Annotated in this window: 23 protein-coding genes; 13 read left to right on the top strand and 10 right to left on the bottom strand. The window is 67.3% G+C overall.

Annotated features, from left to right (window positions below):
- Nucleotides 1-8: 8 nt before the first annotated feature.
- Genes MARKY_RS11645 through MARKY_RS05590 form a run of 3 tightly spaced genes read right to left on the bottom strand, consistent with a single transcriptional unit; the run spans nucleotide 9 to nucleotide 4,470 of the window.
- Nucleotides 9-1,466 carry an ATP-dependent nuclease gene (locus MARKY_RS11645; protein WP_013703908.1) on the bottom strand — a complete coding sequence of 486 codons (1,458 nt, stop codon included), beginning with the start codon at nucleotides 1,464-1,466 and terminating at the stop codon, nucleotides 9-11.
- 20 nt (nucleotides 1,467-1,486) lie between these two features.
- Nucleotides 1,487-2,893, bottom strand: coding sequence for an AlbA family DNA-binding domain-containing protein (locus MARKY_RS05595; RefSeq protein ID WP_013703907.1), 1,407 nt, complete (start codon nucleotides 2,891-2,893; stop codon nucleotides 1,487-1,489).
- A gap of 2 nt (nucleotides 2,894-2,895) precedes the next feature.
- The gene (locus MARKY_RS05590) at nucleotides 2,896-4,470 is read right to left on the bottom strand and encodes a type I restriction-modification system subunit M (protein ID WP_013703906.1); all 1,575 of its coding nucleotides are present in this window, start codon (nucleotides 4,468-4,470) and stop codon (nucleotides 2,896-2,898) included.
- Between the two features lie 151 nt (nucleotides 4,471-4,621).
- Here MARKY_RS05590 and MARKY_RS05585 point away from each other — a divergent pair, with 151 nt between their 5' ends.
- The 7 genes from MARKY_RS05585 (at nucleotide 4,622) to sdaAA (ending at nucleotide 10,831) form a co-directional block, all read left to right on the top strand.
- Nucleotides 4,622-5,104: a GbsR/MarR family transcriptional regulator gene (locus MARKY_RS05585; RefSeq protein WP_013703905.1), complete on the top strand. Its 483-nt coding sequence runs from the start codon at nucleotides 4,622-4,624 to the stop codon at nucleotides 5,102-5,104.
- Nucleotides 5,101-6,312, top strand: a complete 1,212-nt coding sequence (locus MARKY_RS05580; protein WP_013703904.1) for an ABC transporter permease — start codon at nucleotides 5,101-5,103, stop codon at nucleotides 6,310-6,312. Before MARKY_RS05585 ends, MARKY_RS05580 begins: the two co-directional genes overlap by 4 nt.
- A 9-nt stretch (nucleotides 6,313-6,321) precedes the next feature.
- On the top strand, nucleotides 6,322-7,053 hold the full coding sequence (locus tag MARKY_RS05575) for an outer membrane lipoprotein-sorting protein (RefSeq protein WP_013703903.1): 732 nt from the start codon (nucleotides 6,322-6,324) through the stop codon (nucleotides 7,051-7,053).
- A gap of 9 nt (nucleotides 7,054-7,062) precedes the next feature.
- Nucleotides 7,063-8,280 (top strand): ABC transporter permease, encoded by a 1,218-nt coding sequence (locus MARKY_RS05570; RefSeq protein ID WP_013703902.1) that lies wholly within the window; start codon nucleotides 7,063-7,065, stop codon nucleotides 8,278-8,280.
- A gap of 10 nt (nucleotides 8,281-8,290) precedes the next feature.
- On the top strand, nucleotides 8,291-8,983 hold the full coding sequence (locus MARKY_RS05565) for an ABC transporter ATP-binding protein (RefSeq protein WP_013703901.1): 693 nt from the start codon (nucleotides 8,291-8,293) through the stop codon (nucleotides 8,981-8,983).
- On the top strand, nucleotides 8,980-9,891 hold the full coding sequence (locus MARKY_RS05560; protein ID WP_013703900.1) for a hypothetical protein: 912 nt from the start codon (nucleotides 8,980-8,982) through the stop codon (nucleotides 9,889-9,891). The genes MARKY_RS05565 and MARKY_RS05560 overlap by 4 nt, the downstream gene beginning before the upstream one ends.
- Nucleotides 9,892-9,955: 64 nt before the next feature.
- The gene (sdaAA, locus tag MARKY_RS05555) at nucleotides 9,956-10,831 is read left to right on the top strand and encodes an L-serine ammonia-lyase, iron-sulfur-dependent, subunit alpha (protein ID WP_013703899.1); all 876 of its coding nucleotides are present in this window, start codon (nucleotides 9,956-9,958) and stop codon (nucleotides 10,829-10,831) included.
- Here the strand turns inward: sdaAA and MARKY_RS05550 are convergent.
- The 4 genes from MARKY_RS05550 to MARKY_RS05535 all read right to left on the bottom strand — a co-directional run bounded on the left by MARKY_RS05550 (nucleotide 10,828) and on the right by MARKY_RS05535 (nucleotide 14,307).
- The gene (locus tag MARKY_RS05550) at nucleotides 10,828-11,727 is read right to left on the bottom strand and encodes a cation diffusion facilitator family transporter (RefSeq protein ID WP_013703898.1); all 900 of its coding nucleotides are present in this window, start codon (nucleotides 11,725-11,727) and stop codon (nucleotides 10,828-10,830) included. The two genes, sdaAA and MARKY_RS05550, sit on opposite strands and share 4 nt — an antisense overlap.
- A gap of 118 nt (nucleotides 11,728-11,845) precedes the next feature.
- Nucleotides 11,846-13,345, bottom strand: coding sequence for a lysine--tRNA ligase (gene lysS / locus MARKY_RS05545; RefSeq protein ID WP_013703897.1), 1,500 nt, complete (start codon nucleotides 13,343-13,345; stop codon nucleotides 11,846-11,848).
- Nucleotides 13,346-13,422: 77 nt separating this feature from the next.
- Nucleotides 13,423-13,893: a GreA/GreB family elongation factor gene (locus MARKY_RS05540; protein ID WP_013703896.1), complete on the bottom strand. Its 471-nt coding sequence runs from the start codon at nucleotides 13,891-13,893 to the stop codon at nucleotides 13,423-13,425.
- A gap of 45 nt (nucleotides 13,894-13,938) precedes the next feature.
- The gene (locus tag MARKY_RS05535) at nucleotides 13,939-14,307 is read right to left on the bottom strand and encodes a hypothetical protein (protein WP_013703895.1); all 369 of its coding nucleotides are present in this window, start codon (nucleotides 14,305-14,307) and stop codon (nucleotides 13,939-13,941) included.
- Nucleotides 14,308-14,395: 88 nt separating this feature from the next.
- Here MARKY_RS05535 and MARKY_RS05530 point away from each other — a divergent pair, with 88 nt between their 5' ends.
- Genes MARKY_RS05530 through MARKY_RS05520 form a run of 3 tightly spaced genes read left to right on the top strand, consistent with a single transcriptional unit; the run spans nucleotide 14,396 to nucleotide 17,875 of the window.
- Nucleotides 14,396-15,130, top strand: coding sequence for an alpha/beta hydrolase (locus MARKY_RS05530; protein WP_013703894.1), 735 nt, complete (start codon nucleotides 14,396-14,398; stop codon nucleotides 15,128-15,130).
- Nucleotides 15,131-15,142: 12 nt separating this feature from the next.
- Complete coding sequence (locus MARKY_RS05525) at nucleotides 15,143-15,613, top strand: arsenate reductase ArsC (RefSeq protein WP_013703893.1); 471 nt, start codon at nucleotides 15,143-15,145, stop codon at nucleotides 15,611-15,613.
- A 36-nt stretch (nucleotides 15,614-15,649) separates the two neighbouring features.
- On the top strand, nucleotides 15,650-17,875 hold the full coding sequence (locus MARKY_RS05520; RefSeq protein WP_013703892.1) for a DEAD/DEAH box helicase: 2,226 nt from the start codon (nucleotides 15,650-15,652) through the stop codon (nucleotides 17,873-17,875).
- Here the strand turns inward: MARKY_RS05520 and MARKY_RS05515 are convergent.
- Nucleotides 17,872-19,761: a sensor domain-containing diguanylate cyclase gene (locus tag MARKY_RS05515; protein ID WP_013703891.1), complete on the bottom strand. Its 1,890-nt coding sequence runs from the start codon at nucleotides 19,759-19,761 to the stop codon at nucleotides 17,872-17,874. The genes MARKY_RS05520 and MARKY_RS05515 overlap by 4 nt on opposite strands.
- A gap of 117 nt (nucleotides 19,762-19,878) precedes the next feature.
- A complete protein-coding gene (locus MARKY_RS05510) occupies nucleotides 19,879-21,324 on the bottom strand; it encodes an amidohydrolase (RefSeq protein WP_013703890.1) in 1,446 nt (481 codons plus the stop codon).
- A 32-nt stretch (nucleotides 21,325-21,356) separates the two neighbouring features.
- Between MARKY_RS05510 and MARKY_RS05505 the strand changes: the two genes are divergently transcribed.
- The 3 genes from MARKY_RS05505 to MARKY_RS05495 are packed head-to-tail and all read left to right on the top strand — an operon-like array spanning nucleotide 21,357 to nucleotide 23,546.
- Nucleotides 21,357-21,845 carry an NUDIX domain-containing protein gene (locus MARKY_RS05505; RefSeq protein ID WP_013703889.1) on the top strand — a complete coding sequence of 163 codons (489 nt, stop codon included), beginning with the start codon at nucleotides 21,357-21,359 and terminating at the stop codon, nucleotides 21,843-21,845.
- Nucleotides 21,842-22,729: a riboflavin biosynthesis protein RibF gene (ribF, locus tag MARKY_RS05500; protein WP_013703888.1), complete on the top strand. Its 888-nt coding sequence runs from the start codon at nucleotides 21,842-21,844 to the stop codon at nucleotides 22,727-22,729. The genes MARKY_RS05505 and ribF overlap by 4 nt, the downstream gene beginning before the upstream one ends.
- 13 nt (nucleotides 22,730-22,742) lie before the next feature.
- Nucleotides 22,743-23,546: a sugar phosphate isomerase/epimerase family protein gene (locus MARKY_RS05495; RefSeq protein WP_052297157.1), complete on the top strand. Its 804-nt coding sequence runs from the start codon at nucleotides 22,743-22,745 to the stop codon at nucleotides 23,544-23,546.
- Here the strand turns inward: MARKY_RS05495 and MARKY_RS05490 are convergent.
- Nucleotides 23,543-23,944, bottom strand: a complete 402-nt coding sequence (locus tag MARKY_RS05490; RefSeq protein WP_013703886.1) for a hypothetical protein — start codon at nucleotides 23,942-23,944, stop codon at nucleotides 23,543-23,545. The genes MARKY_RS05495 and MARKY_RS05490 overlap by 4 nt on opposite strands.
- Nucleotides 23,945-23,964 lie beyond the last annotated feature (20 nt).

The following is a 23,964-nucleotide window of genomic DNA, read 5'->3' as shown; positions in this document are numbered from 1 at the left end:
GGCCCCTTTCAAGTGGTCCTGGCGCATAGGTATCCCCAGGGTGCATAAGTGCAAGTTTTGAGTCCAATCAGCTGATCCGCCTCGGTTTCATCAGTTATCCCTACTGCTCTGAGGGCATCTCTCCTCTTCGTTCCGCTATTATCGTCTCTTGCATCGTTATCAAAAACAATGTAACAGGGGAGCCCATATGCGCTAAACAGCCGATACCATTTGGCAAGATTTCCCTTCCCCCCTACCCCCAGAATCGCGACTCCTTCGCGTTCTACGTCGAATCCTCGTTTTGCAAAGAGGATGGGAAGGGCCAACTCATCAGCCTGGCCTTCCACAAGCACAATGACTCGAGCGAAAAAGCCTGACAAAATGTCGCTTGTGGCATTTGCTGCATAGAAAGGCAGGATATTGCCTTCATTTACACGGTTGGAAGGTGCTCCCATGTGAATGCATTTTTGCACAAGATCGGCTCGAGACAACTGGCGTACCCGTGTAGATCCCTCCTCTTTATACACCAGCACAAGGCCCTCCAACCCTTCAATGGAGACAAAAGCCGGACTGTGCGTGGTCAAAAGTACCTGGAGTCCCTGTTGGCATCTTGACCGTAACCGACGGGCCAGCCATCTCTGGGCAAGCGGATGAAGATGGGCTTCTGGTTCCTCAACCACAAGAAGAATCCCACCGTGGAATGCCCGGGCATAAGCGTACGCAAAAGCAAGAGCCAGAACCTGCTGCTCTCCTGTTCCCATCTCTTCCAGTGTGCGAGGTTCGTCTCCTTCCGCAGCATGCAGTCGAAGGGCATGGAAGAAATTCACAGGATTATACGCTTCAAAGTCGACCTGGAGACGGTGTGGCATATTGGCAATCAGGTCGCCAAACTCATCCTGAAGGTTTTCTACAAAGTCTTTGAATTCTGGAACCTCATGAAACTTTCCCTTAATCTGCCCAAAGAGATTTTCGAGGTCATTGCGGACCTGATCATGCCCGCTCAGGGCGCGATGAAAGCGATGCATAAGACGGCTGAGTAGCGTCCACTTTGAAGAATAGCTGAGGTGATAGTGGAGGCTTCGCTCCGCCTCAACTACCATGGCTATACAAGTGTCACGATCTTCTGTTTTTATATACCTCTCCTCACCATAGGGTTTGAAACCACGAAAATAGATTGGTTCTTCTGATGAAGGGTCATAACACCATACAAGACGAGAAAATCGCCCGCCAAGCGGGTCATCTGGGTTGAATTCAATTTCAATTCTGATTGCTCGATTTCTTTCACGACCAAAGAACTCATAATCCTCCGGCTCGTGGTTACCGGGCCAGGAAGGTCCTAACACAAGCTGAAGGGCCCTTACGATGTTGGATTTGCCAGCGTTATTCTCTCCCATAAGAACCACAGGCTGATCTTGGGGAAATATGATCTCGATTGGATCACGGATGGAACGATACCCCTCAATGGTTAGCTTTCTGATTCGTGCCATAAGATGCCTCCTTTTGAGTCCTATATGTCCCCATTTTGGCCCCTTTGAGCCGTTTCTGACCCCTTTTTGAGCCCTTTGAGCCCTTTATGAGCCGTTAGCGTGTAATAAACACCACGGCCTGCGGTACCCTCTCTTTCCAAAATGCCCAGACGGACCAGCGCGTCCAAATCACGGGTGGCCGTTGGCTTGGAAACGCCGGTGATTTGCTGGTATTTCGTATTGGTGATTTTCCCGTGCTCCTTCACATACAGCACCGCCTGGATCTGCCGCTTGTTCAGCCCTATCGCCCGCAGCCGCTCCGGCGTGTAGGGGTCCTTGCTGAAGACCACCCGCACCCCGCCCTGCCAGTTGGCGAATTCAGGATCGGGCAGGCCCTGTTCCCGGCAAAGCTGAACGATGCGCGTGGTCCCCGTGCCCCAGCGCTCGATCACGCCGGCAAAGTAGAAGGCCTGGGCGATCAGCGGGTTACGCAGCACCGATCTGTGTGGTCCATACAGCGCCTCCGGCGTCAGCGGCGGCGGTAGTTCGCCCGGGCTCCAGACTTCCAGACGATCCTCTTCCAGCCGAATCTGAATGTCGGCCGGATAGGTGTAATCGCGGTGGACGAGCGCATTGACCACCGCCTCGCGCAGGGCATCCAGCGGATACTCCCAGACCTCCTTGCGCTGAAGCCCCTCAAGCGTGGCCTCCTCGACCTTGATCTCAAAGCGCACCTTGAGCACCTGGCGGAAGCGCGCCATGGCCCCCTCCAGTTGCTCCCAGAGCGTGCCCTGAAAGTCGTGGCTGTCCAGAATCTCGTTGCCGCGGAACATTCCGATGCGCACCTGGGCCTGAGGAAAGAGCCGCTGCGGGCGCTTCCCGAAAAGCAACACCCCGGCGTTCGTGAGCCGCCCGTCACTCAAAAGCCCGAGGTTTTGCAGTGCCTGATCGGGGTTTTCGGGATCCAGGTGGGGAAGCCGGGCGCGGGCAAGACGGGCAAAGTGGGCGAACGCTTCCGGGTCCATCTCGCCCAGCGTCCACTCGCTGGGCAAACCGTCCCAACTGCGGCCAGAGCGCTCCAGGAGGTGGCGGGCCAGTTCGTCCGGTGCAAAGTCCCGATTGGTCGTGCCAACTCGGCGAAGATACCGACCGCCGTAAGGGACCAGGCCGGATGCCGGTTCTACCCGGATTTCCAGCACCGGACGTCCCTCCATCTCCACGACCCGGATGGACGGTGTAATGCCCAGATGGGCGGCGATGAGGTTCGTTATCCGCTGGATTTCCCGGTCGTCCACCTTCACCCCCACGATCCCGCCATCTTCGCGAATGCCCACGAGGAGCGTTCCGCCGCGGGTGTTGGCGAAGGCCGCCAGGTCCTCCAGGGCACGGTCGGTCCACTGCCGTTTGAACTCCACGGTTTCGCTTTCTTGCAGGTCGATCCTGGGCACTGTTACTCTACCATCCCCAAAATGTGCAATGCCTCATTCAACTTCCGATCCGCATCAGCGCGTTCCTCTTCCGCCTCGCGCAGAAGCACCACCGCTTCTTCCAGCGGTAGCACCTCTTCTTGGTCGTTGCTCGCCACATAGCGGCTGGGGGAAAGGTTGTAGTCGTTGCGGGCAGCTTCGTCGTTGGTGATGATGGCCGAAAGCCCCTCCTCGGCCTTCCATTCGTGGTAGAGCCGGGCGATGGTCTCGATGTGCTCCTCGGCCAGGTAGTTCTTGGGCCGCCCCTTGGCGAACAGTTTGCTGGCGTTGATGAGCAGGATTTCACCGGGGTGGCGTTTGCGACGATTGACCACCAGGATGATGCCCGGCGCGGTGGTGTTGTAGAACAGGTTTTCGGGGAGGAGCACCACCGCCTCGATCAGGTCCGCTTCGACAAACGCCTTGCGAATATCCCGCTCGCGGTTGCTGCCCTGCGTGCCGCTCCCACGGCTCACCGCGCCCGTATCGAGCACCACTGCCATGCGCCCCGTGTCGCTCAGGGAGGCCAGCATGTGCTGCAGCCAGCCCCAGTCCGCGGTAGAGGCCGGCGGGGTGCCGAAGGCAAAGCGCTCGTAGGGGTCGTTCTCATACACCTCGGTGGGGAAGATCTGGTTCCACATGGGGTTGGCCACCACCAGGTCAAAGCGCATGAGCCGGCCGCTCGCGTCCTTGAAGGCGGGGTTGCGCATGGTGTCGCCCAGGCGGATGTCGGCCTCCATGTCGTGGATGACCGCGTTCATGCGGGCCATCGCGAAGGTCGCGGGGTTGATCTCCTGACCATAGAGTTGCAAGGGTGCGTGTTCGGGTGGCAAGCAGCGGTGGCCGTTTTGTTGTTCACCGTGGGTTTCCAGCAGGCGGAGGTGGCACTTGATGAGCAACCCGCCGGAGCCGCAGGCCGGGTCGTAGACGGTCATGCCGGGCTCGGGCTCCAGGATGCGGGCCATGAGCACCGCCACCTCGCGCGGGGTGTAGAACTCGCCCGCGCTTTGCCCCTGGCCCTCGGCGAATTTCCGCAAAAGGTACTCATACGCCCGGCCCAGGATGTCCGGCTCCACATCCTGCAGGCCCAAACGATGGTGGGAGAGCACATCCACCAGCCTGGCCAGGTACTCGTCGGGTACGATGCGCTGCCCGGCGGCTGTGGCGTTGAAGTCCACCAGGTCAATCACGCCCTGCAGGCGTGGGTTTTCGCGGGCCACGGCGCGCACTGCATCGGTGAGGAACTGTCCAAGTCCAGCCCGACCGTGGGCGCGGATACGTGGCCAGCGTGCATTTTCCGGAATATAAAAGCGCACCGAGCCGCGGCCTCTGGAAATGGTGCCGCCCGCGCGTTCATCCTCAATGATCTGTTCGGCGGTCTCTCGATCGCCGTACTCCTCGGCCAGGCGCTCAAGCTCATCCTCAAAGACGTCGGAAAGCCGTTTCAGAAAGACCAGGGGGAGGATGTAGTCCTTAAACTTCGGCGCGTCCACCGGCCCGCGAATGGCGCAAGCAGCTTCCCAAAGCCAGGTTTCTAGTGTGTTGATATCGACAGGCATAAACAGCACTCCCTTTCTTCAATTATGGCGCATCTGCCCGAGCCGTCCTGCCGAGTATGCACCGGAGCCCTAGGAGCCCTAAGTGTTCAGTTTGTTCAGTACTTACTAAATCATTCAAACCAGAGGTGTAGCCTGGGAGCTGGAGGCTAGGATGCGTGCACCGCAGGGCGCGGACCGGGTGCAGGAGTTTGTTGAGGCGGTCGGCGCCTTCTTCGAGGAAGGCGGGCTGCCGCGCATGGCCGGACGCATCTTCGGGTACCTCCTGATCTCCGTTCCCCCCGAACAATCCCTCGAGGCCATCGCGCAGGCGCTCAGCACAAGCAAGGCCTCCATCAGCACCAACACCCGGCTCCTCATCCAGATCGGGATGCTCGAGCGCCTCAAGCGCCCCGGCGACCGCAAGGTCTACTACCGGATCCGGCCTGGCAGCTTCTACACCGCCGTCAAGGCGCAACTCGAGCGCATCACCCGGTTTCGTCTCCTGAGTGAGGAGGGCCTCGAGCTGCTCGCGGACCAGCCTCCTGAGCTGCGCGCGCGGCTTATGGAGCTTCGCGAGATGTACGCGTTCTTTGAGCGCGAACTCCCAGCCGTCCTCGCGCGCTGGGAGGCCACTCACAAGGAGAAGCAACCATGACGCTCCTACGGCTTGCCTGGCGTAACATCTGGCGGCACCGGCAACGCACGGTCCTGCTCGTGATCGTGGTGGCGTACGCCACGCTGACCACCGTGTTCTTCTGGAGCTTCGCGGACGGGTACGCGGCCTCCGTTATCGACGCGCACGCCCGGTACATCGCCGCGCCCGTGCGCGTCGCGAGCGTCGCGTGGTACGCCGACCCCGACCCCGAGAACGGCCTGCCTTCCCTCGAGGTGCTCTCGTCCCTCGAGGCGGTGCCTGGGGTGCGGGCCGTCGCGCCGCGGCTCGAGTTCCCCGCGTTGTTGCGTTCGGCCTATGCCTCTGAGCCGGTCACGGCCCGCGGGGTCGACCCGAGCCTCGAGCCGCGGGTCAGCCGCGTCCCCCAGAAGGTACGGCAGGGGCGTTGGCTCGAGGGGCCGGGGGAGGTCGTGCTGGGGTATAAGCTCGCCGAGCGCTTGGACGTGCGCCTTGGGGAGCGGGTGGTTCTTGACACGGCCGCCCTCGCCGGGCCGCAAGCGCGGGGGCTCACGCTCGTTGGGATCGTGGATGCGGGCGTCAGCACCGTGGACCACGCCGCGGTGTTCGTGCACCTTGCGGACGCTCGGGCGTTGACCGGCCTGGACACCGCGACCACCTTGGCTTTGGACGTGCCGCGTGGGCGCGAGGCTGAGGTCGCGCGACGCGCGCAGGCCGTCCTGCCCGAGGGGCTAGAGGCCCGGCAGGTGTGGGACCTGATTGGCCCCATTAAGACGGACGTGCAGGCCTCCAAGATCATGGCCATTCCGATCGGTTTGCTCTTCGCGTTGTTCGCGGCGGCCGCCGTGACCAGTACGGTCCTCGTCAGCGTGATGGAGCGCACCCGGGAGTTCGGTGTGATCGCGGCTCTCGGGTTAAGCACCCGCAGCCTGGCCGGCCTTGTCGCGCTGGAGTCCATCCTGGCCACCACCCTCGGGTGGGTGGCGGGGCTTGTGCTCGGGTACGCGCTCATCACGTACACCGCGACCCATAACGTTTTCGGCCCGCTGTTCGCCGCGAGCGGCGAAGCCTTTACCGCCGCGGGGCTCACCGAGGAGTTCTACACCGTCGTGCATCCAATCTACGCCCTGTACGCCCTGGCCACCGTCGTCTTCGCCGGGCTTCTCGCCACCCTTATCCCGGGGCGTCGGGTCCGCGGGTTAAACCCCGCGGAAGCCATGCGGGCGGAGTAAGGAGGTACCATGCGCCGATGCATTCCCCTACTGGCCCTCACCACCCTCGCTTTCTCGTTCGTGCAAGCACAAGACGCGAACGCCGCGCTCGAGGCCGTGATGGACAACCTCCGGGGCGGCAGCCTCGAGGCTACCCTCATCCTGCGGGTCGAGCGCCCCGACCGAACCACCCAGTACGTGATGGCGTTCGTGAGTGACGGTGAGGACCGCGCGTTGGTGCGGGTTCTTGAGCCGCCCCGTGACGCGGGGCAGGCGTACCTCACGGTCGGGGAGAACCTGTGGATCTATAACCCGCGGCTCAAACGCGCCCTGCGCCTGCCGCCCAGCGGGCGAAGCGACCGGTTCTTGGGGTCCGACCTCAGCTATAACGACCTCGCCGGGCGTGACCTCGAGCGGAACTACACCGTCACGCTGACCGAAAGCGGCTCGGAGCTGGTGTTTACCCTCTCCCCTAAGCCCGGCGCGCCCACGCCGTTCGGTCGGGTCGTCGTTACCGCGGAGGCTGCGCGTAAGGTGCCTAAGGAGGTGGTGTACTACGACCAGCGCGGCAACCCGGTGAAGCGCATCGTGTTCTCCAAGGTTATCGAAGCCGAAGCGCTGTTCTTCCCTACCCGCATCGAGGTGCTCGACCTCACGCGCGAGGGCTACCGCACCACGCTCGAGATGCGGGACTTGCGGTTTGGGGTGGAGATCCCCGAAGCGTGTTTTCGCCCCGAAGCTTTGGAGCGAGGCTGCCTTTAGGAGGGTGGGATGTGGGCGTTCGCTTGGCGTAACCTGTGGCGGCACAAGAGCCGGAACCTCCTGACCGCGGCCGCGGTCGCGTTCGTGGTCATGTCCACCCTGGTCTACTTCGGCCTCGGGGAAGCCATGAAGAACGGGATGTTTCAGCTCCTCACCAAGAACTCGGGCCACCTCTCGGTACGCGTGAAGGACTGGCGGGAGGTGCGGGAGTTCGACCGCCTGCTCATCCGCGACGCCGAGGCCCTCGAGGCCCGCATCCGAAGGGCCGCGCCGCAAGCCACCCTGAGGGCGGTTCTGGAGGTGCCCGCGCTTCTCGCGGGAGAGACCCGCTCGCGGGGCGTGCAGCTCATCGGCGTTCGGGGGTTCACCGAGCACCTCGAGGAATACCTCGCCGCCGGACGCCTGCCCGAACCGGGCGCGCTGGAGGAAATCGCGTTGGGCCGCGCCTTGGCCGAGGCCCTCAAGGTGGGGCTAGGCGATCCCGTCTTTGCCTTCGCGCCCGGAACGGAGGGAATCGGCGCGGCGGCGTACACCGTGGTGGGTCTTCTGGACTTCCCCGAGAGCGCCGTGGAGGGCCGCGTGGCTTACACCAGCCTCGAGGCCGCGCAAGAGCTCGCCGCTCCCGGGGCGGTGACGCGGTTCGAGCTCCATCTGCCCGGCCTCACGAAGCTGAACCAGGAGCCTGAAGTCTTTCGCTTGCAGGACCGGCTCGCCGCGGAGCTCGGCCCTAGCCTCGCGATCGAGAACTGGCGGGAGGCCAACCCCGAGCTCGCCACGTACCTAGAGCTCACCGATCCTCTCCTCCTCGTCTACTCCGCCATCTTCTTTATCCTCGCCGCGATGCTCGTCGTGAACACGATTTACCTCGGGCTGGTGGAGCGCATTCGGGAGTTCGGCGTGATCATCGCGCTGGGCGCGAACCGCTGGCAAGTGATGCGCATGGTGATCCTGGAAAGCCTCGCCCTCGTCGGTGTCGGTAGCCTCGCGGGCAGCGCTGTGGGCCTGGCCCTCGTCGCGCTCATGAGCCGCGGGTTCAGCTTCCCCGGAAGCATCGCCGAGATCTACGCGGAGTTCGGGATCCCTACCGTCATGTACGCCAGCATCACCCCAACGCAGGTCCTAGCCACGCTCATGCTGGCCTTCATCACCGCCCTCTTCGCCGCGGCCTGGCCGGCCTGGGTCGCGGGAAAGCTCGAGCCGGTCGAGGCCATGCGGTTCACCGCTTAGGGAGGCGATCGTGAAACCCATACTGCGCGCGCGAAACGTCAGCAAGGTTTACCGGGGCGACGGCGTCGAGACCTGGGCCCTTCGGGGCGTAGACCTCGAGATCTACCCCGGCGAGTTCACCGCCATCGCCGGGCCCAGCGGCTCCGGTAAAAGCACCCTCCTTCACCTCCTCGGGGGGCTGGACCTCCCCACCGAAGGGGAGGTGTGGCTCGAGGAGACCCGCCTCGACCGCCTCAACGCCACCGAACGCGCCCGGGTTCGCTTGCACAAGATCGGGTTCGTGTTCCAATCCTACAACCTCATCCCCGTACTCACCGCGCTGGAGAACGCGGCCTTCGTCCTCGAGCTGCGCGGCGCGCCCCGGCAGGAGCGGGAGCGCCGGGCCCTCGAGGCGCTCGAGGTGCTCGGGGTGCGCGCGTTGAGCCACCGCCGCCCCAACCAGCTCTCCGGCGGGCAGCAGCAGCGCGTTGCGGTCGCGCGGGCCTTGGCCGCGCGGCCCCAGGTGGTGCTGGCCGACGAGCCGACCGCGAACCTCGACTCCAGAACGGGCCTCGCCCTGATCGAGCACATGAAGCGCCTCAACCAGGAGCACGGGATCACCTTCGTCTTTTCCACGCACGACCCGCGCCTGCTCGAGCACGTGCGGCGCACGGTGCACCTCGAGGACGGAAGGGTGGCCAGGGTCGAGGAGGCCTCTGTATGAAGCGGATCCTGGCGGTCCTGGTCTGTATAGGGTTCGCCGCCGCCCAAGCCCCTCAGGTGCACGGCTCGCTCGCCTGGGGGTTTGGCGCTCACGCCACGCCCGGCCTGCCTCCGCTCGCCGAGTGGGGCCTTTCCGGGCACCTCGAGGGCCGCTACGAAGTGGGGGCGTTCTCCGTCGAAGCGGTGCTGGACCCTTCCTTTCGGGCGCTTCCGTCCGGGGAGGGCCAGGCCGTGCTTGGCTTGCGTGAGGCCTTTCTGCGGTACCGCTCTCCAAGGTTCGACGTGACGCTGGGCAAGCTGCGCTTTCCTTTGGAGACGGGCCGCCTGCTCCTTCCGTTTGCGCTGGATGAGGTCAGCGCGGCCGGGGTGCGCCAAGGGGTTTGGGCTGCTCAGGTGGACGCGTTTTTCGGCGCGACGCGACTGGGCGTGGCCCTCGCCTATCGTGATGCCCACTGGGTTCCCCTCCTCCGGGCGCAGCGCTCCTTCGGGAGCCTGGATCTTTCCGGGAACGCCCTGTACGTCGACGGGCGCGCCGCGGTGAGCCTCGGAGGCAGCGGCCTCGTGGGCACGCTGGTAGCGCATGGGGAGGCCTGGGGGTTCACCGCGCCGTTCGAGGGTCGCGTCCTGGTGGGTCTGAACGGTTTTCTAAACGAAGCGCTCTGGACGCTTGAAGGCGCATGGATCCCGTGCCGCCCGCAGGTGGCCGGGCAGTTACTCCTCCCCCTCAGCGAAACCGACCTGCTCGCGGTGGACGGGCGCGCCTTACTCAAGGCTGAGTCCGAAGGGCACCTCACCATCCAGTTAAGCCGAGCTTTGGCCGACGGCGAGTACGCCCTCGCGCTCCTGGGTGGGTTCGGACCGGGGTCCCCGACGTACGGGGTGCGCGTCGAGACCCGGTCCTTCTTTTAGCGGCGCTCGAGCCTGCCCCCTAGTCAGAGGAGTGGGTTACGAGTATAACAGTCGGGGAGGTGTTATGAGCTTAACCCTCAACGCGCTGGCCGAGCTTACGGGCCGCGCCTCGGAGCACCTGTTGGCGGAGGAGGTCGAGGAGTCCGGGCTGGACCGGGAAGCGGTGCTTTCCGCCATGCGGGAACGGCTCGCGGTGATGCGGGAGTCCATCACGCGGGGGCTACAAAGCGACGCGCCTTCCGTCGCGGGGATGGTGGGCTGGAACGCGAAAACCCTATGGGACGCGCCGGACCCCTTGAACGCCCCGCTCTTAAAGCGCGTGCAGGCCTACGCGATGGCGGTGAACGAGGAGAACGCGCGCATGGGGCGGATCGTGGCCGCGCCCACGGCGGGCAGCGCGGGCACCGTGCCGGGCGCACTCATAGGGGTGGCCGACCACCTGGGGCTCGAGGACGAGGATCTCGTGATGCCGCTCGTGCTCGCGGCTGGGGTGGGCAAGATCATCAGCCGCACGATCTACATCGCGGGGGCCTCGGGGGGATGCCAGGCCGAGATCGGCTCCTCCGCGGCGATGGCCGCCGCGGCCGTTACGGAACTCCTCGGCGGCGGCCCGGAGGCCTGCGCGCACGCCGCAGCGCTCGCTTTGCAGAACACGTTGGGGTTGGTGTGTGACCCCGTGGGGGGGTTCGTCGAGGTGCCGTGCGTCATGCGGAACGGGTTCTACGCGGTGCACGCCGTGTCCGCCGCGCAGCAGGCCCTGGCCGGGATTCGCAGCGTGATCCCCCCGGACGAGGTGATTCTCGCTATGGCCAGCATCGGGCGGTTGCTGCCGCTCGAGCTGAAGGAGACCGGCGAGGGCGGGCTGGCCGACACGCCTACCGGCCGTAAGCTCGCGGCGCGCGCCCTGGGGGAGGACGAGGAGGCAGATCCGGAGGGTTAACCAACCTTGAACCCGCGGTGCTGCGCTTCGCCCTCGGGCTCCACGTGAATCGTGACCTGCGCGTCCGGCACCGCGGTTTTAAGCGCGACCTCGAGGCGGTCGCAGATGCGGTGCGCTTCCTCCACGCTCAAGGTGCCGGGCACCACCAGGTGGAACTCGATGAAGGTCCAAGGCCCGGCCCGGCGGGTCTTGAGGTCGTGCGCCTCCAGCGCGCCTTCCATCGCGCCCGCGATCACCCCGCGCACCCGCTCCAACTCCTCCGGCGGCAACCCTTCATCCATCAGGCCGCCGACGGAGTCCCGCACGAGCCGCCCGCCGACCCACACGACGTGGACCGCGACGCCCAAGGCGATCAGCGGGTCCAGCACCCACCAGCCCGTCGCCCAGGAAAGCCCCACCCCGAGCCACACCCCCGCCGAGGTGACCACGTCCGCGGCGACGTGATGCCCGTCCGCCACGACTGCGGGCGAGCGCCGCGCGCGCCCCACCCGGATCAGGTACATGGCCAGCGCGGCGTTCACCAACGCGGCCAGTAGGGAAACCGCCAGGCCCGCCCCCAGCCCGGCGAGTGGAAGCGGATCAAACAGCCGCCCCCAGGCCTCCCGTACGATCGCAAGGGCGGCCAGCACGATCAACACGCCTTCGAGGACCGCGGAGAAGTACTCGGCCTTGGTGTGCCCGAAGGGATGGTTCTCGTCCGGCGGGCGGCGCGAGACGCGCACCGCCAACAGCGCCGCCACCGCTGCCGCGACGTTCACGGCCGACTCGAGGGCGTCCGAGTACAGCGCGACCGAACCGGTGAGCTGGTAAGCGAGCCACTTCAGCCCCAGCACCACCAGACCCACCGCCAGACTGACTCGAGCGGCCGTTAGGGGGGATGCTGGCTCTACCGTCACGCGAAGCACACTCCTATCCCAAGGACGCGCACGGTGGGCTCCAGCCATCCGTGCGCGTCGCGATCAAGGCGTTCCAGAGCCCCTACCGTTGAGCATACACAGCCCGCGGCGGCAGGGGTTACGCCTCCTCTTCCGAGACCGGCTCCGCTTCCCCTGGCCTGCGGGGCTTAAGGAGCGGGAAGAGAATCACGTCGCGGATGGAGGGCATGTCGGTGAGGATCATGGTGAGGCGGTCGATCCCGATGCCCAGCCCGCCCGCCGGAGGCATGGCGTGCTCGAGGGCCACGAGGAAGTCCTCGTCGTACCCGTGCGCTTCCTCGTCGCCTGCCTCGCGCCGCCGAGCCTGCTCCTCGAAGCGCGCTCGCTGGTCCAGGGGGTCGTTCAGCTCGGAGTACGCGGGGGCGAGCTCGAGGCCCGCGACGAACAGGTCCCACCGCTCGGTGAGGCCGGGTTTCTCCCGGTGCTTCTTGGCGAGCGGGCTGATAGCGAGGGGGAAGTCGTAGACGAAGGTGGGGTTCCAGAGCTCGGCCTCCACGTAGTGCTCGAAGAGCTTGTCGAGCAGCTTGTAGCTCGGCACGTCCGCGAACTCCGGGTGCTTGGCCCGCGCCCAGCGCTGGAGCTGCTCGAGGTCGAGCGGATCAAAATCCAGGCCGGCCCGTTCCTTTAGGGTCTCCACGAAGGAGATGCGCTTAAACGGCGGGGTGAAGTCGATCTCGCGCCCTTGGTAGGGCACCGTGTACGAGCCGTGGATGGCCTTGGCGAGGCTGGAGAGGAGGTCCTCGACGAGCTGGGCCACGTCGTTGTAGTCGGCGTAGGCCCAGTACAGCTCGAGCATGGTGAACTCGGGGTTGTGCTGGGCGTCGATGCCTTCGTTACGGAAAACCCGGCCGATCTCGAAGACCTTCTCGAACCCGCCGACCAGGAGGCGCTTGAGGGGCAGCTCGAGGGCGATGCGCAGCTCGAACTCGGTTCCGAGCGCGTTGTGGTAGGTGCGGAAGGGGCGCGCCTCGGTCCCGCCGGCGGTAGGCACGATCACCGGGGTTTCCACCTCGAGGAACCCGCGGTCCTCGAGGAACCGCCGCACGAAACGCACGATCTGCGCGCGTTTCTTGAAGACCTCGCGCACCTCGGGGTTCACGATGAGGTCGAGGTAGCGCTGGCGGTAACGCACCTCCTTGTCGCGGATGCCGTGCCACTTGTCCGGCAAGGGGCGGAGGCTTTTCACGAGCAGCGTCCAGCGCGTGACCCGCACCGTGATCTCTCCGGTCTTCGTGGTGAAGACCGTACCCTCCACGCCAATGATATCCCCGATGTCCAGCTTCTTCAGGAGGTTGTAGTCCGGGGTCTCCTGCTTGTTGAAGTACAGCTGAATCCGCCCGGAGCCGTCCAGAAGGTGCGCGAACGTCACCTTGCCCATGCGGCGCAGGGCCACGAGCCGGCCCGCGAGCCGCACCACCTCCGGCCACTCCTCCCCAGGACCGGCGCCCGCGTGGGCCTCGAGGATCTGCGCGGCGTCGTGGGTCTTGGGGTAGCGGTAGGGGTACGCCTCGTACCCCGCCTCCTTTAGGGCTTCCAGGTTCCGCAAGCGCTGCTGGGTCTGCTCACTCCACTCCGGCATACTCACTCCAGCGCATCAACGGCTCGAGGCGGCCGAGGACGTCGCGCCCCCGCGCCGAAGACCTCGAGCCCAAGGGGTTATCCCACCGAGATAATGCGGTACTCGCGAATCCCGCGGGGCGTCTCCACCCGGACGCTCTCGCCCTCCCGGCGACCGAGGAGTGCGCTGCCCACCGGGGACTCGTCGGAAATCTTGAGGGGTTCCTCCAAGACCGAGGCTTCCGCAGGCGCCACGATCTGGATCTCGTACCCCTCGCCCGACTCCGCGTCCTGCAGCACCAGGCGGCTCCCCAACGCCACGACCTGCCCGCCCTGGCTGTCCTCCAGGATCACCGCCCGCGAAAGCGTGTCCTCAAGAGAGTCGATCCGCGCCTCGATCCGCGCTTTTTCGCGCTTGGCGTCCTCGAGACCGGAGTCCTCGTAGTCCTCGAAGGACTCCATCTGCTCCTGAAGGATGCGCGTGGCTTCCGCCAGGCGCTGGTACTCCTGCTCGAGCTGGGCCTTTAGGCGTTCGTACCCCGCCTTGGTCAGCTTGATCTCCCGTGCCATCGTCCCTCCGTCCTCGGAAAAACCCAGGGATCCCCTGGGTATCACTCAGTGTAGTATACCGCGACGGAGGATTTCCCTCAAATGCTCAGGCCGCGCCCGTTCCCGGCAAGCCTCGGTGTCCTCGCACAGGGTCAGGTACCGGAAGCGACGCCCCCCCGAGTCCGGCACCACCCCCCGCACGAAGACCGCTGTCGTTCGGGAGATCTGCACGCGGCAGGCCTCGCACAGGACCGGCTTGATGGAGGGCTGCATCTGGATCGGCTCGAACACCATGTGCAGGGGATCCTCCTGGATGTGGATGTACCCCTGGGCATCCCGGTAGTACAACACCTCCCCAGGAGGCAGCAAGGCCGGGGAGGTGCCAGGAAAGAGCTCGAGGATGAGCTCCCGCTCATCGAAGGTGTCCTCGTTCATAGTCCTTCCATCATAACAACGCCCGACCCTGCGCGGAACGGCTCCCTCACAATTTCCTAGCCCGCCACCCCAGGGTAGACTCGAGGGCGTGAAGCGGTTCTGGTGGTTCTTCTTCGGGATGGTTTTCTTTTTTTCTGGGCTCGTAGCCGCCCTCGTGTGGCGCGGCACGCGGCCGTTCCCCGCCGAACCTTTGGCCGTGGCCGCCCTTCGGTCCGAAGAGGCGGTGCGCGTCGTGGAAACCGCGTACGGCTGGGCCTTCCAGCCCACACGCGAGGTGCAGGGCGGGTTCGTCTTCTACCCCGGCGGGCGGGTGGACCCTCGAGCGTACGCGCCGCTACTGCGCCCCCTGGCCGAGGCGGGGTATCTCGTCGCGCTGCTCAAGGTGCCCTTTCACCTCGCCATCACCGCGCCGGACAAGGCGCTCGAAGCCATGCGCGCCCACCCCGAGGTCTCCCGCTGGGTGGTGGGCGGGCACAGCCTGGGCGGCGTGGCTGCGGCCAGCTTCGCCCAGGGTCACGAGGTCGCCGGGCTGGTGCTATGGGCGGCGTACCCCCAGGACGACCTGTCGGAACGCCCCTTGCCTGTCCTGGCCATATACGCCACGCACGACGGGCTCGTGCCGCCGGAAACCGCGCAAGAGAAACAGGCCTTCCTCCCCCCGAACGCCAGGATCGTCTGGATCGAGGGCGGCAACCACGCGGGGTTCGGGGCCTACGGCGCGCAACCCGGGGACCGGGAAGCTCGCATTGAACGCCGCGCGCAATGGGAGCAGGTTCTTCAAGCCACGCGCGCTTTCCTTGATGAAGCCCTGACACGCCCGTGATACGGAGGAGGCATGCGCATCCTCGTGCTTTGCACCCATAACTCCGCGCGCAGCCAGATGGCCGAAGGGTGGCTGCGCTACCACGCGCAACAAGCGGGGCTCGCGCTCGAGGTGTGGTCCGCGGGCACCCAAGCCACCCGGGTTAAGGAAGAAGCCCGCACGGTCATGGCCGAGGTGGGGATCGACCTCACGGGCCACACCTCCAAAACCCTCCACGAGGTCCCGGACCCCTGGAACTTCGACCTGGTCCTCACCGTCTGCGACGCCGCGGCCGAGGCCTGCCCGGCCTACCCCGCCCGCACCCGGAGGCGGCACGTGCCCTTCCCGGACCCGAGCGGGCAGGATCTCGAGGCCTGGCGCCGGGTACGGGACGCGCTAGGGCGCGCCAGCCAGGCCCTCATCGCCGCCCTAAAGGCCGGGCAGGTCCCCGAGGCCGCCGAACTCGAGCGCGCAGCCTACGGCGGCGCGAACGCGCCCCACTGACCGCAGCCGGCGGAGCCCCTCTCGTAGAATGAGCGCGTGCTGCCCGAGGCCTTAACCCCGCACCGCAGCTACGCCGAGTGGCTGCGCGCCCTTCCCGGGTACGCCAACCAGATTCGGTTCTCTCGCCTGCTTCCGGCCCGCCCCCCCCAGTGCGTGCCCTACGACGGCGCGTACGCCGGGGTCCTCGAGGTGCTCGGCCTCGAGCCGTTCGCGCACCAGGCCGAGGCGTTCCGCGTCCTCGAGGCGGGCCGGAACCTGGTGATGGCCACCCCCACGGCCTCCGGAAAGAGCCTGGTCTTTCAGGTGCCGACCCTCAAGGCGATGCTCGAGGGGCATAGCGTCCTCTTCCTCTACCCCACCAAGGCCCTCGCCCGCGACCAGCTCGAGCGGTTGCGGGATCTCGCCGAGCCCTTCGGGCTTCAGGACCGCGTGCACGCTTATGACGGGGACACCCCCGCCCCCAAACGCCGGCAGGCGCGCGAGCGCGCGCGGGCCCTCCTCACCAACCCGGATATGCTGCACTTCGGCATCCTGCCGCGCCACACGGACTGGGCGCATTTCCTCGCGCGCCTCGCGTTTGTTGTGGTGGACGAGCTGCACTACTACCGGGGGGTGTTCGGCACGCACGTGGCCCTCCTCCTCCGGCGCCTCCTCCGCGTCGCGCAGCATTATGGGGCGCACCCGCAGCTCATCGCGGCCTCGGCCACGATTCAAAACCCCCAGGAGCACGCGGAGCACCTGTTCGGGGAGGCCTTCACCTGCGTCTCGGCCGAGACGCGCCCCACCCCGCGGGAGTTCGTGCTTTGGGTGCCCCGAGCGCTCGACAAGCAAGGACTCGCGCGCCGCAGCGCGAACATGGAGGCCGCGGAGCTCGCGGTGTACGCCGCTGAAAGCGGCCTCAAAACCCTGATCTTCGCGGGAAGCCGCAAAACCGCTGAGCTGATCGGGCTGTACGCCAAAACCTCCCCCGCCGGCGAGTGCATCCGCACCTACCGCGCCGGGTACACCGCCCGCGAGCGGCGCGCCCTCGAGGCCGCCTTCCGCGCCGGGGAGGTCAGGGTGCTCGTCTCCACCAGCGCGCTCGAGCTCGGCATCGATATCGGGGACCTGGACGCAGTGGTGCTCGTGGGGTACCCGGGCTCCATCAACGCCTTCTGGCAACGAGCGGGGCGGGCCGGACGGAGCGGCCGCCGCGCGCTCGTGCTCTGGATTCCCCGCGAGGACCCCTTGGACGAGTACTTCCTGCACCGGCCCGAGTTGCTGCTCGCGAGCGCACCGGAAGCCGCGGTCGCGGACCCCTTCAACCCGTACCTGTACCCCCCGCACCTGCACTGCGCCGCGCGGGAGCTGCCCCTCGAGCCGCACGAGCCCCTCTATAAGCCCGCGCTCGCCGGCCCCGGGTTCCGGGAGCGCGGCGGCCGCATCTACACGACGCGGCGCGCGCCGCACCGGGAGATCGTGCTGAGGGGGGAGGGTGCGACCTTCACGCTGAAACTCGCGGACGGCACGGTGCTCGGGCACCTGGACGAACGCCAGGCGTACTGGGAGGCGCACCCCGGCGCGATCTACCTCCACCAGGGAGAGGCGTACCTGGTGCGCAACCTGGACCTCGAGGCGCGCGAGGTCGTGCTCCTCCCCAGCCTCGAGGACTACTACACGCAACCGCGCGCCGAGACGGAGATCCTCGTGAAGAGCGGGGAGGCGCTCGCGCCGGGGGTCTGGGTGGGGCGCGTGGTGCTCAAGGAGCGGGTGGTGGGGTACGTGAAGCGCCGGTACGTGACGGAGAGCGTGCTGGAGGAGGCGCCGCTCGAGCTGCCGGAGTTGTCCTTCGAAACCGAAGCGATCTGGTTCCACCCGCCCGAGGCGGTGCCTCCCGAACGTCTGCCCAGCGCGATGCACGCCCTCGAGCACACCTTGATCGGGTTGTTGCCGCTATTTGTGCTGGCGGAGCGGCGCGACATCGGCGGGGTCTCGTACCCCGTTTACCCGCACCCCTTGCCCTCGGAGGGCGGCCCTACCATCTTCATCTACGACGGGTACCCGGGCGGGGTGGGGTACGCCCGCGCCGCCGCCCAGCGCTTCAACCGGTGGGTGCAGGCCGCGCGCGACCTCCTCGCGGAATGCCCCTGCGCGGAGGGCTGCCCGCGCTGCGTGCTCTCCCCCAAGTGCGGGAACGGGAACCAGTACCTGGATAAATCCGGGGCCCTGGAGCTCGCCCAGGTGCTTGCGGGCCCCTCCGGCACCCCGGAGCCTCTCAACTAGGGATCCGAAACCTCCACGGCCTCCGCACGGGCCTTGGCGCGGTACATGCGCGCATCGCCGAGCTGCCACAGGGTCTCGAGGTCCTCCCCGTCCTCCGGGTACACCGCGATCCCAATGTTCACGCGCACGTTATACCGGGCTAGGACCGGGTCGTCCCGCACCGCTTCCGCGTAGCGTAAGGCCGCTTGGCGCGCCTCCTCCCGCCCGGCCTCCGGGAGCAACAGCACGAACTCGTCCCCCCCCACCCGACACAACAAATCCCCCTTACGCAACGCGCGGTTCAGCACCGCCACCAACCGCGCGAGCACCTGGTCGCCCACGTGGTGCCCGTGGTGGTTGTTCACGTCCCGGAAGTTCTGCAGGTCAATCACCAGCAAGGCGAAGCGCCGCCCGTACCGCTCCCCCTGCGCCAGCATCTCCTCGGCCTTCAATCGGAAGTAGCGGCGGTTGTACGCCCCGGTCAAGGGGTCGCGAATCGCTTCCTGCTCGAGCCGCTGATAGAGGGACCAGGCCTCGAGGAAGGGCGTTACCTCCTGTGCTAGGAAGTCCGCCACACTCCAGTCCACCAGGGTGTACCCCTCCTCCCACCCCACAGCGAGCAACCCCTGGAACGCGCGCGCCTGGAGCGGCACCACCACCCCCCGCGCACCCCCTAAACGCTCCTGGAGCTGCGCGAGGGCTGGGGGCGGGGGCTGCGTCGCGTCCAGGTACAGGGCGCGCTCGAGCTCGAGGTCCGCGTCGAGCCTCAGGTCCACCAGCTCGTCCGCCTCTTCCCCCCGGGCCGCGCGGCACACGTACCCTGTGGGTGTGCGCGCCCACACCCCGCCCCTTTGCGCGCCCCAGCATCCGAGGGCCAGGTCCACCAGCGCCTCCAGGAAACGCTCGGGCCTCGCGGTGTACACGCCGAGCCGCGCGAGCCCTTGCAAAATGGCCTCGCGCTCCTCCCAACGCACCCGGTCCAGCGCGAGCTCCACCAGCGCGGCGAGGGTGGTGAGGTGCTCGAGGTCTTCCAGCGAGAAGGCGTTGGGTTTGGAGGACTGTACGGACAACACCCCTTCGAACGTCCGGTAGCGTATCGGGACCCCCATGTACGCCCGTCCTTCCAAGCCGCTCCCGGCAGGCCGGTAGCGCGCCACCTTATGCCGCGCCTGGACCTTGGGGTCCGAGAGATCCTCCAGCAGCAAGGGCGCGCCGTGCTCGATAACGTGGCGCGTAAGGGGCGCGCCCGCTACGGGATGCGTAAGCTCGCCCACCAAGGGCGTTTCACCGTCCTCGAAGTAGAACAACCGGAACACCTCGCCCTCGCGCAGGGCAAGGTACATGATCTCGAAGTTTAAGGAGGAGGCGAGGCCTTGGCGCAGCGCGAGCATCAACTCGCGCAGGTTATGGACCGTGTTCATGGCGCGCGCCAACGCCAGCAAGCCCGCAAGGCGGCGCTGCTTGGCCTGGGCCTTGGCCTCCGCCTGCTCCGCCTCGAGCCGCGCCGCGAGGACCTGGCCGAGGTACTCGATGCCGCGCCGCTCCGCGTCCGTCAGGGGCGGGTGGGGGGCCGTCTCGGCGACGAGCTCGAGCACCCCAAGGGGGCCGCGCGGGGAGCGCAGGGGCACCACGAGCAGGCTCTGAACCCGTCCGGGAACGGGGTTGGGAACCTCCAGGATCCGTTCCCGCTCGAGCCCCTCGCTCAAGGGACGGCACGCCTCCTCCGGATCCGGGGAACGGCAGGGGCCTCGCTCCGGGTAAGCCTCCACAAGAACGGAGCGCCCCTCGAGGGTGCGGAACACCCGCGCTTGCTCATACCCCGTGACCTCCAATAGCCCCGCCCAGAACGCCGTGCGGTCCGCGTCGCGGTTCAGGCGTTTCGCCAACTCCAAGTACGCCTTCAACATGCTCCTATAGCTTCCTTCCCCGCCAGCACAACATAGAACGCATTCGCTATGCTCCTATTAACAAATTACTATAAATTATAATGCTTATAATGCCGATCCCGCGAAACTCACCCGCCCCTATGCCAGGACCGGCTCGAGCCGGCCGCGCCACACGCGCGCCACGAGTCGTCCCGCTTCCCAAACCCCCAGATCCGCGCGCGCGCCAGGGAGGATCACCCCGTATTCCGGCCACCCCGCGGCCAGCGCCGCGCCACGCGTGAAGGCGTACACCGCCTCGGCTTCCGTCAAGCGCTCCGAAGCGGGCAGAACCCCTCCCACCGCGGCCTCGAGGCCGGCCGCCAGGTCCGGGGGCGCCACCGGCGCGTCCGAACCAAAGGCCACCGCCAATCCCGTCCGCCACAGGCTCCGCAACCGGAAGGCCTCGTGCTCCCGGCCCGGCGTGTGGCGCCGCACCAGCTCGAGGTCCGCGTGCGCGTGGATCGGCTGGAGGGAAAGCGCGGCTGGCAGGCCGGAAAACCGCGGGAGCGCCGCGTCCCGCACGTGCTGCACGTGCTCGAGGCGCAAAGGCCTGTGCGCCAGGGGCGCGAGCGCGTGGAAGACCTCGAGCACCCCCTCCACCGCCCGCGTGCCGATCGCGTGCACCGCGAGCGTGAACCCAGCCTCGAGGGCCGCGCGGCCCTCCTCCCGGATCTGCTCCAGGGAATCCAGGGGCATCCCGGTGCTGCCGTCCGGGTAAGGCGCGTGCATCCAGGCGGTGCGGCTCCCCAAGGCCCCGTCCGCGAAGAACTTCACCGCGGCCACCTCGAGGTCCTCCCCACGCCACCCCGGCCGGACCGTGCGCCACTCGCCACGCGGCAGGGCCCACCACAGCCGCAGCGGAAGCGCGCCCCTCGCCGCGAGGGCCTCCGCCCACTCCAGCACGCGCGCCGGCTCGTAGGCCATCGCGTGCGCGGCGGTGTACCCGCGCCGGGCCAGATCCTGTAGGCCCCGCTCCAGCTCCTCCGGCCCCGGCTCGGGCAGGTGAGCCAGGACCAGGGCCACCGCGCGCTCGAGCAGGTACCCGGTGGGCCGCCCGTGCGCGTCGCGCAGTATGCGCCCGCCCGGCGGGTCCGGGGTCTGGGCGGTGATCCCGCTGGCCTCGAGGGCTTTGGCGTTCACCCAGGCCGCGTGGTGGTCCCGGCTGAGGAGGCAGACCGGGTGCGCGGGCGCGGCCCGGTCCAGCAGGTTCTCGGTGGGGTACGCGTCGAACAAATACCCCCGCCCACGGATCCAGGTGCCGGGGGGCACCGCCCGCGCGCGCTGGACCACCCGCTCCGCCACCGCTCGCGGGTCCTTGAGGCCCGTGAGGTCCAGCTCCGCGAGGGCCTGCCCCCAGTACAGGGGGTGCACGTGCGCGTCCGCCACGCCTGGGGTGATCCGCTCCGCCCGCACCACCCGCGCCCCGGGGTAGCGCGCCCGAAGCGTCTCGGCCTCTCCCACATCGCGGATTCGTTCGCCATCCACGTACACCGCACCGGCCCGACGGCCCCGGTGCATCGTCCACACGTCCCCAACCAGCAGCATCCCCTTAGGATACCTCCCCTATACTGGGAGGGATGGGCAAGCGACGCTACCTGTACCGGGGACGCATCCTCAACCTGGCCCTCGAGGACGAACGCTACGAGATCGTGGAGCACAAGGACGCGGTCGCCGTGCTCGCCGAGCGCGACGGCGCAGTCTTGTTCGTGCGGCAGTACCGCCCCGCCGTCGGGCACGCCACGCTGGAGATCCCCGCGGGCCTGATCGAGCCTGGAGAAGACCCCCAGGAGGCCGCGCGCCGCGAGCTCGCGGAAGAAGCCCAGCTCACGGGCCAGCTCGAGTACCTCACGCAGTTCTACGTCAGCCCGGGCTTCACGGACGAACGCACCTACCTGTTCCGCGCCACGCACCTCACGCCCGCCCGCGGCACCCCGGACGAGGACGAGGACCTAGTGATCGAGTGGCACGACCCCCGCGCGGTGCTCGAGCGGGTCCAGGCCGGCAGCGAACACGTCAGCGCCTCCACGCTCGTCGGGCTGATGTACGCGGTACAGGGTGCGCGATGATCCTGATCAACGACCCGTACGACGCCCCCACGGGCCCGAAGATCGTCGCGATCGGGAGCTTCGACGGGGTGCACCTCGGGCACCAGTACCTGCTGCGCCGCGCACTGCGGGAAGCCAAGCGCCGGGGCCTGCCCCTCCTCGTCTACACCTTCGATCCCCCCACCAAAGTATTCGTCAAAGGGGTGGGGATGCTCTCCTCGATGAGCGAGAAGGTGGACCTCCTCCGCGAGCTCGGGGTGGAGATCGCCCTGGTCGTCCCCTTCAACGAGGCCTTCGCCCGCCGCAGCAAGGACGAGTTCTTGGAGGACCTACGGGCCCTCGAGGCGTGCGCCATCTACGTGGGTGAGGACTTCGGGTTCGGGCGGGGCCGTTCCGGCACGCCCCAGGACCTCCAGGCCGTCGCGCCCACCGTCACCGTGCCGCTCCTCGAACTCGGCGGCGCCCCCGTTAAAAGCACCCGGATCCGCGCCTTGCTCGAGGCCGGCCGGGTGGAGGAGGCCAAGCACCTGCTGGGCCGGCCCTACAGCGCGCGCGGCGTCGTGGCCGGCGGGGACCAGCTCGGCCGCACCCTCGGCTTCCCCACCGCGAACCTGCGCGTCCCGAGCTTCAAGGTCCTGCCTCCAGGCGTGTACGCCGTGCGCGTCACGGGCCCCCACGGCACGCACGGGGGCATGGCGAACGTCGGTACCCGCCCCACCGTGAACGGCCGCGCGCTGCGGCTCGAGGTGCACCTCTTCGGGTTCACCGGGAACCTGTACGGGGAGGAGCTCGAGGTGGCGTTCCTGAAGAAGCTGCGTTCTGAGCAGCGGTTCGAGAGCCTGGAGGCCCTCAAGGCCCAGCTCGCCCAGGACGCCGAAGCGGCCCGGCGGTACCTGGGCTTGTGAAGGGAGCGGGATCGTGTGGAGGATCGGCGTGTGCACCTGGACGTTTGGCCCCCTGCCGCTGGAGGCGATCGCGGCGCGCCTCGAGCAACTGGGGTTCGACGGCGTGGAGCTCTACGGCGACGTGAGCCTAGACCCCCGAGCGACGCGGCGGCTGCTGGAAGCGCACGGCCTGGAGGTCTACTCCCTAACCCCGATGAACGTGGACCTGACCCACCCCGAGCCCTGGGTGCGGCGGGCAGCCCTGGATGACTACGCACGCCTCATCGAGTTCGCCAGAGCGCTGGGCGGGGCGCGGGTCTCCTGTCACGGGCACGTGGGCCGGTTCGCGCCCCTCGCCGATAGGCGGATGGAATGGGGTTGGTTGGTGGAGGCCCTCCAAACCCTAGCCGAAACAGCCGCCCAGGCCGAGGTCACGCTCGTGTTCGAGGTGCTGAACCGCTACGAGACCCACCTGGTGCACACCACCGCCGAGGCCCTCGAGCTCCTCGAGGCGGTGGGCCACCCGAACCTCAAAGTCCTGCTCGACGCCTACCACATGAACCTCGAGGAACCCGACCCCGCGGCGGCGATCCGGCGCACGGGGGACCGGCTCGGGCTCGTGCACCTGGCGGACTCGAACCGCCGGGGGATCGGCCACGGGCACACCGACTTCCCCGCCCTCCTCCACGCGCTGCAAGAGGTCGGGTACACCGGCCCCCTCATCCTCGAGGTCACCGCTCCGGGGCCCGACCCCTTCACCCCGGTCAAGGAAGGCGATTACCTCGCCCAGCTCGAAGCGGACCTAAAGGACAGCCTGACCTGGTTACGGGCCTGTTAACCCTCGCCCTCCGCGCGCTTCGGGCGCACCCACTCGACCGCCTCCCGGGCCCCATCAAAACGCAGGATCGCCGCGAGACGCGCCCGGGAGTACACCCGGTGCGGCTCACGCGGAATGAACGCGGTCACGATGTCCACCCAGCGGGCCTTGTGGTACTCGAGCACCACGTGCAGGGGCAGCTTGAGCCGGGGGCTCACCACGATATACCCCAGCACCAGCATCCGCTCGTCCTCCGGGTATACGGCAAGCTCGCGCCCCCAGCGCACCGCCTGGACGACGTCCAGCTCGGTGAACCCCTCCTGCACCATGTGCTTGGCGACGTGGGGGCCGATGCGGTACCGTCCTTCCCTGAGATGCGGGATCAACTCCTCGAGCCGCCTGAGCCGACGTTTCCGCATCACCCCCACCCCCTTTGTGT

The sequence above is a fragment of the Marinithermus hydrothermalis DSM 14884 genome (assembly GCF_000195335.1).
Taxonomy (GTDB): Bacteria; Deinococcota; Deinococci; order Deinococcales; family Marinithermaceae; genus Marinithermus; species Marinithermus hydrothermalis.
This window is presented reverse-complemented; position numbering and strand designations above follow the sequence as displayed.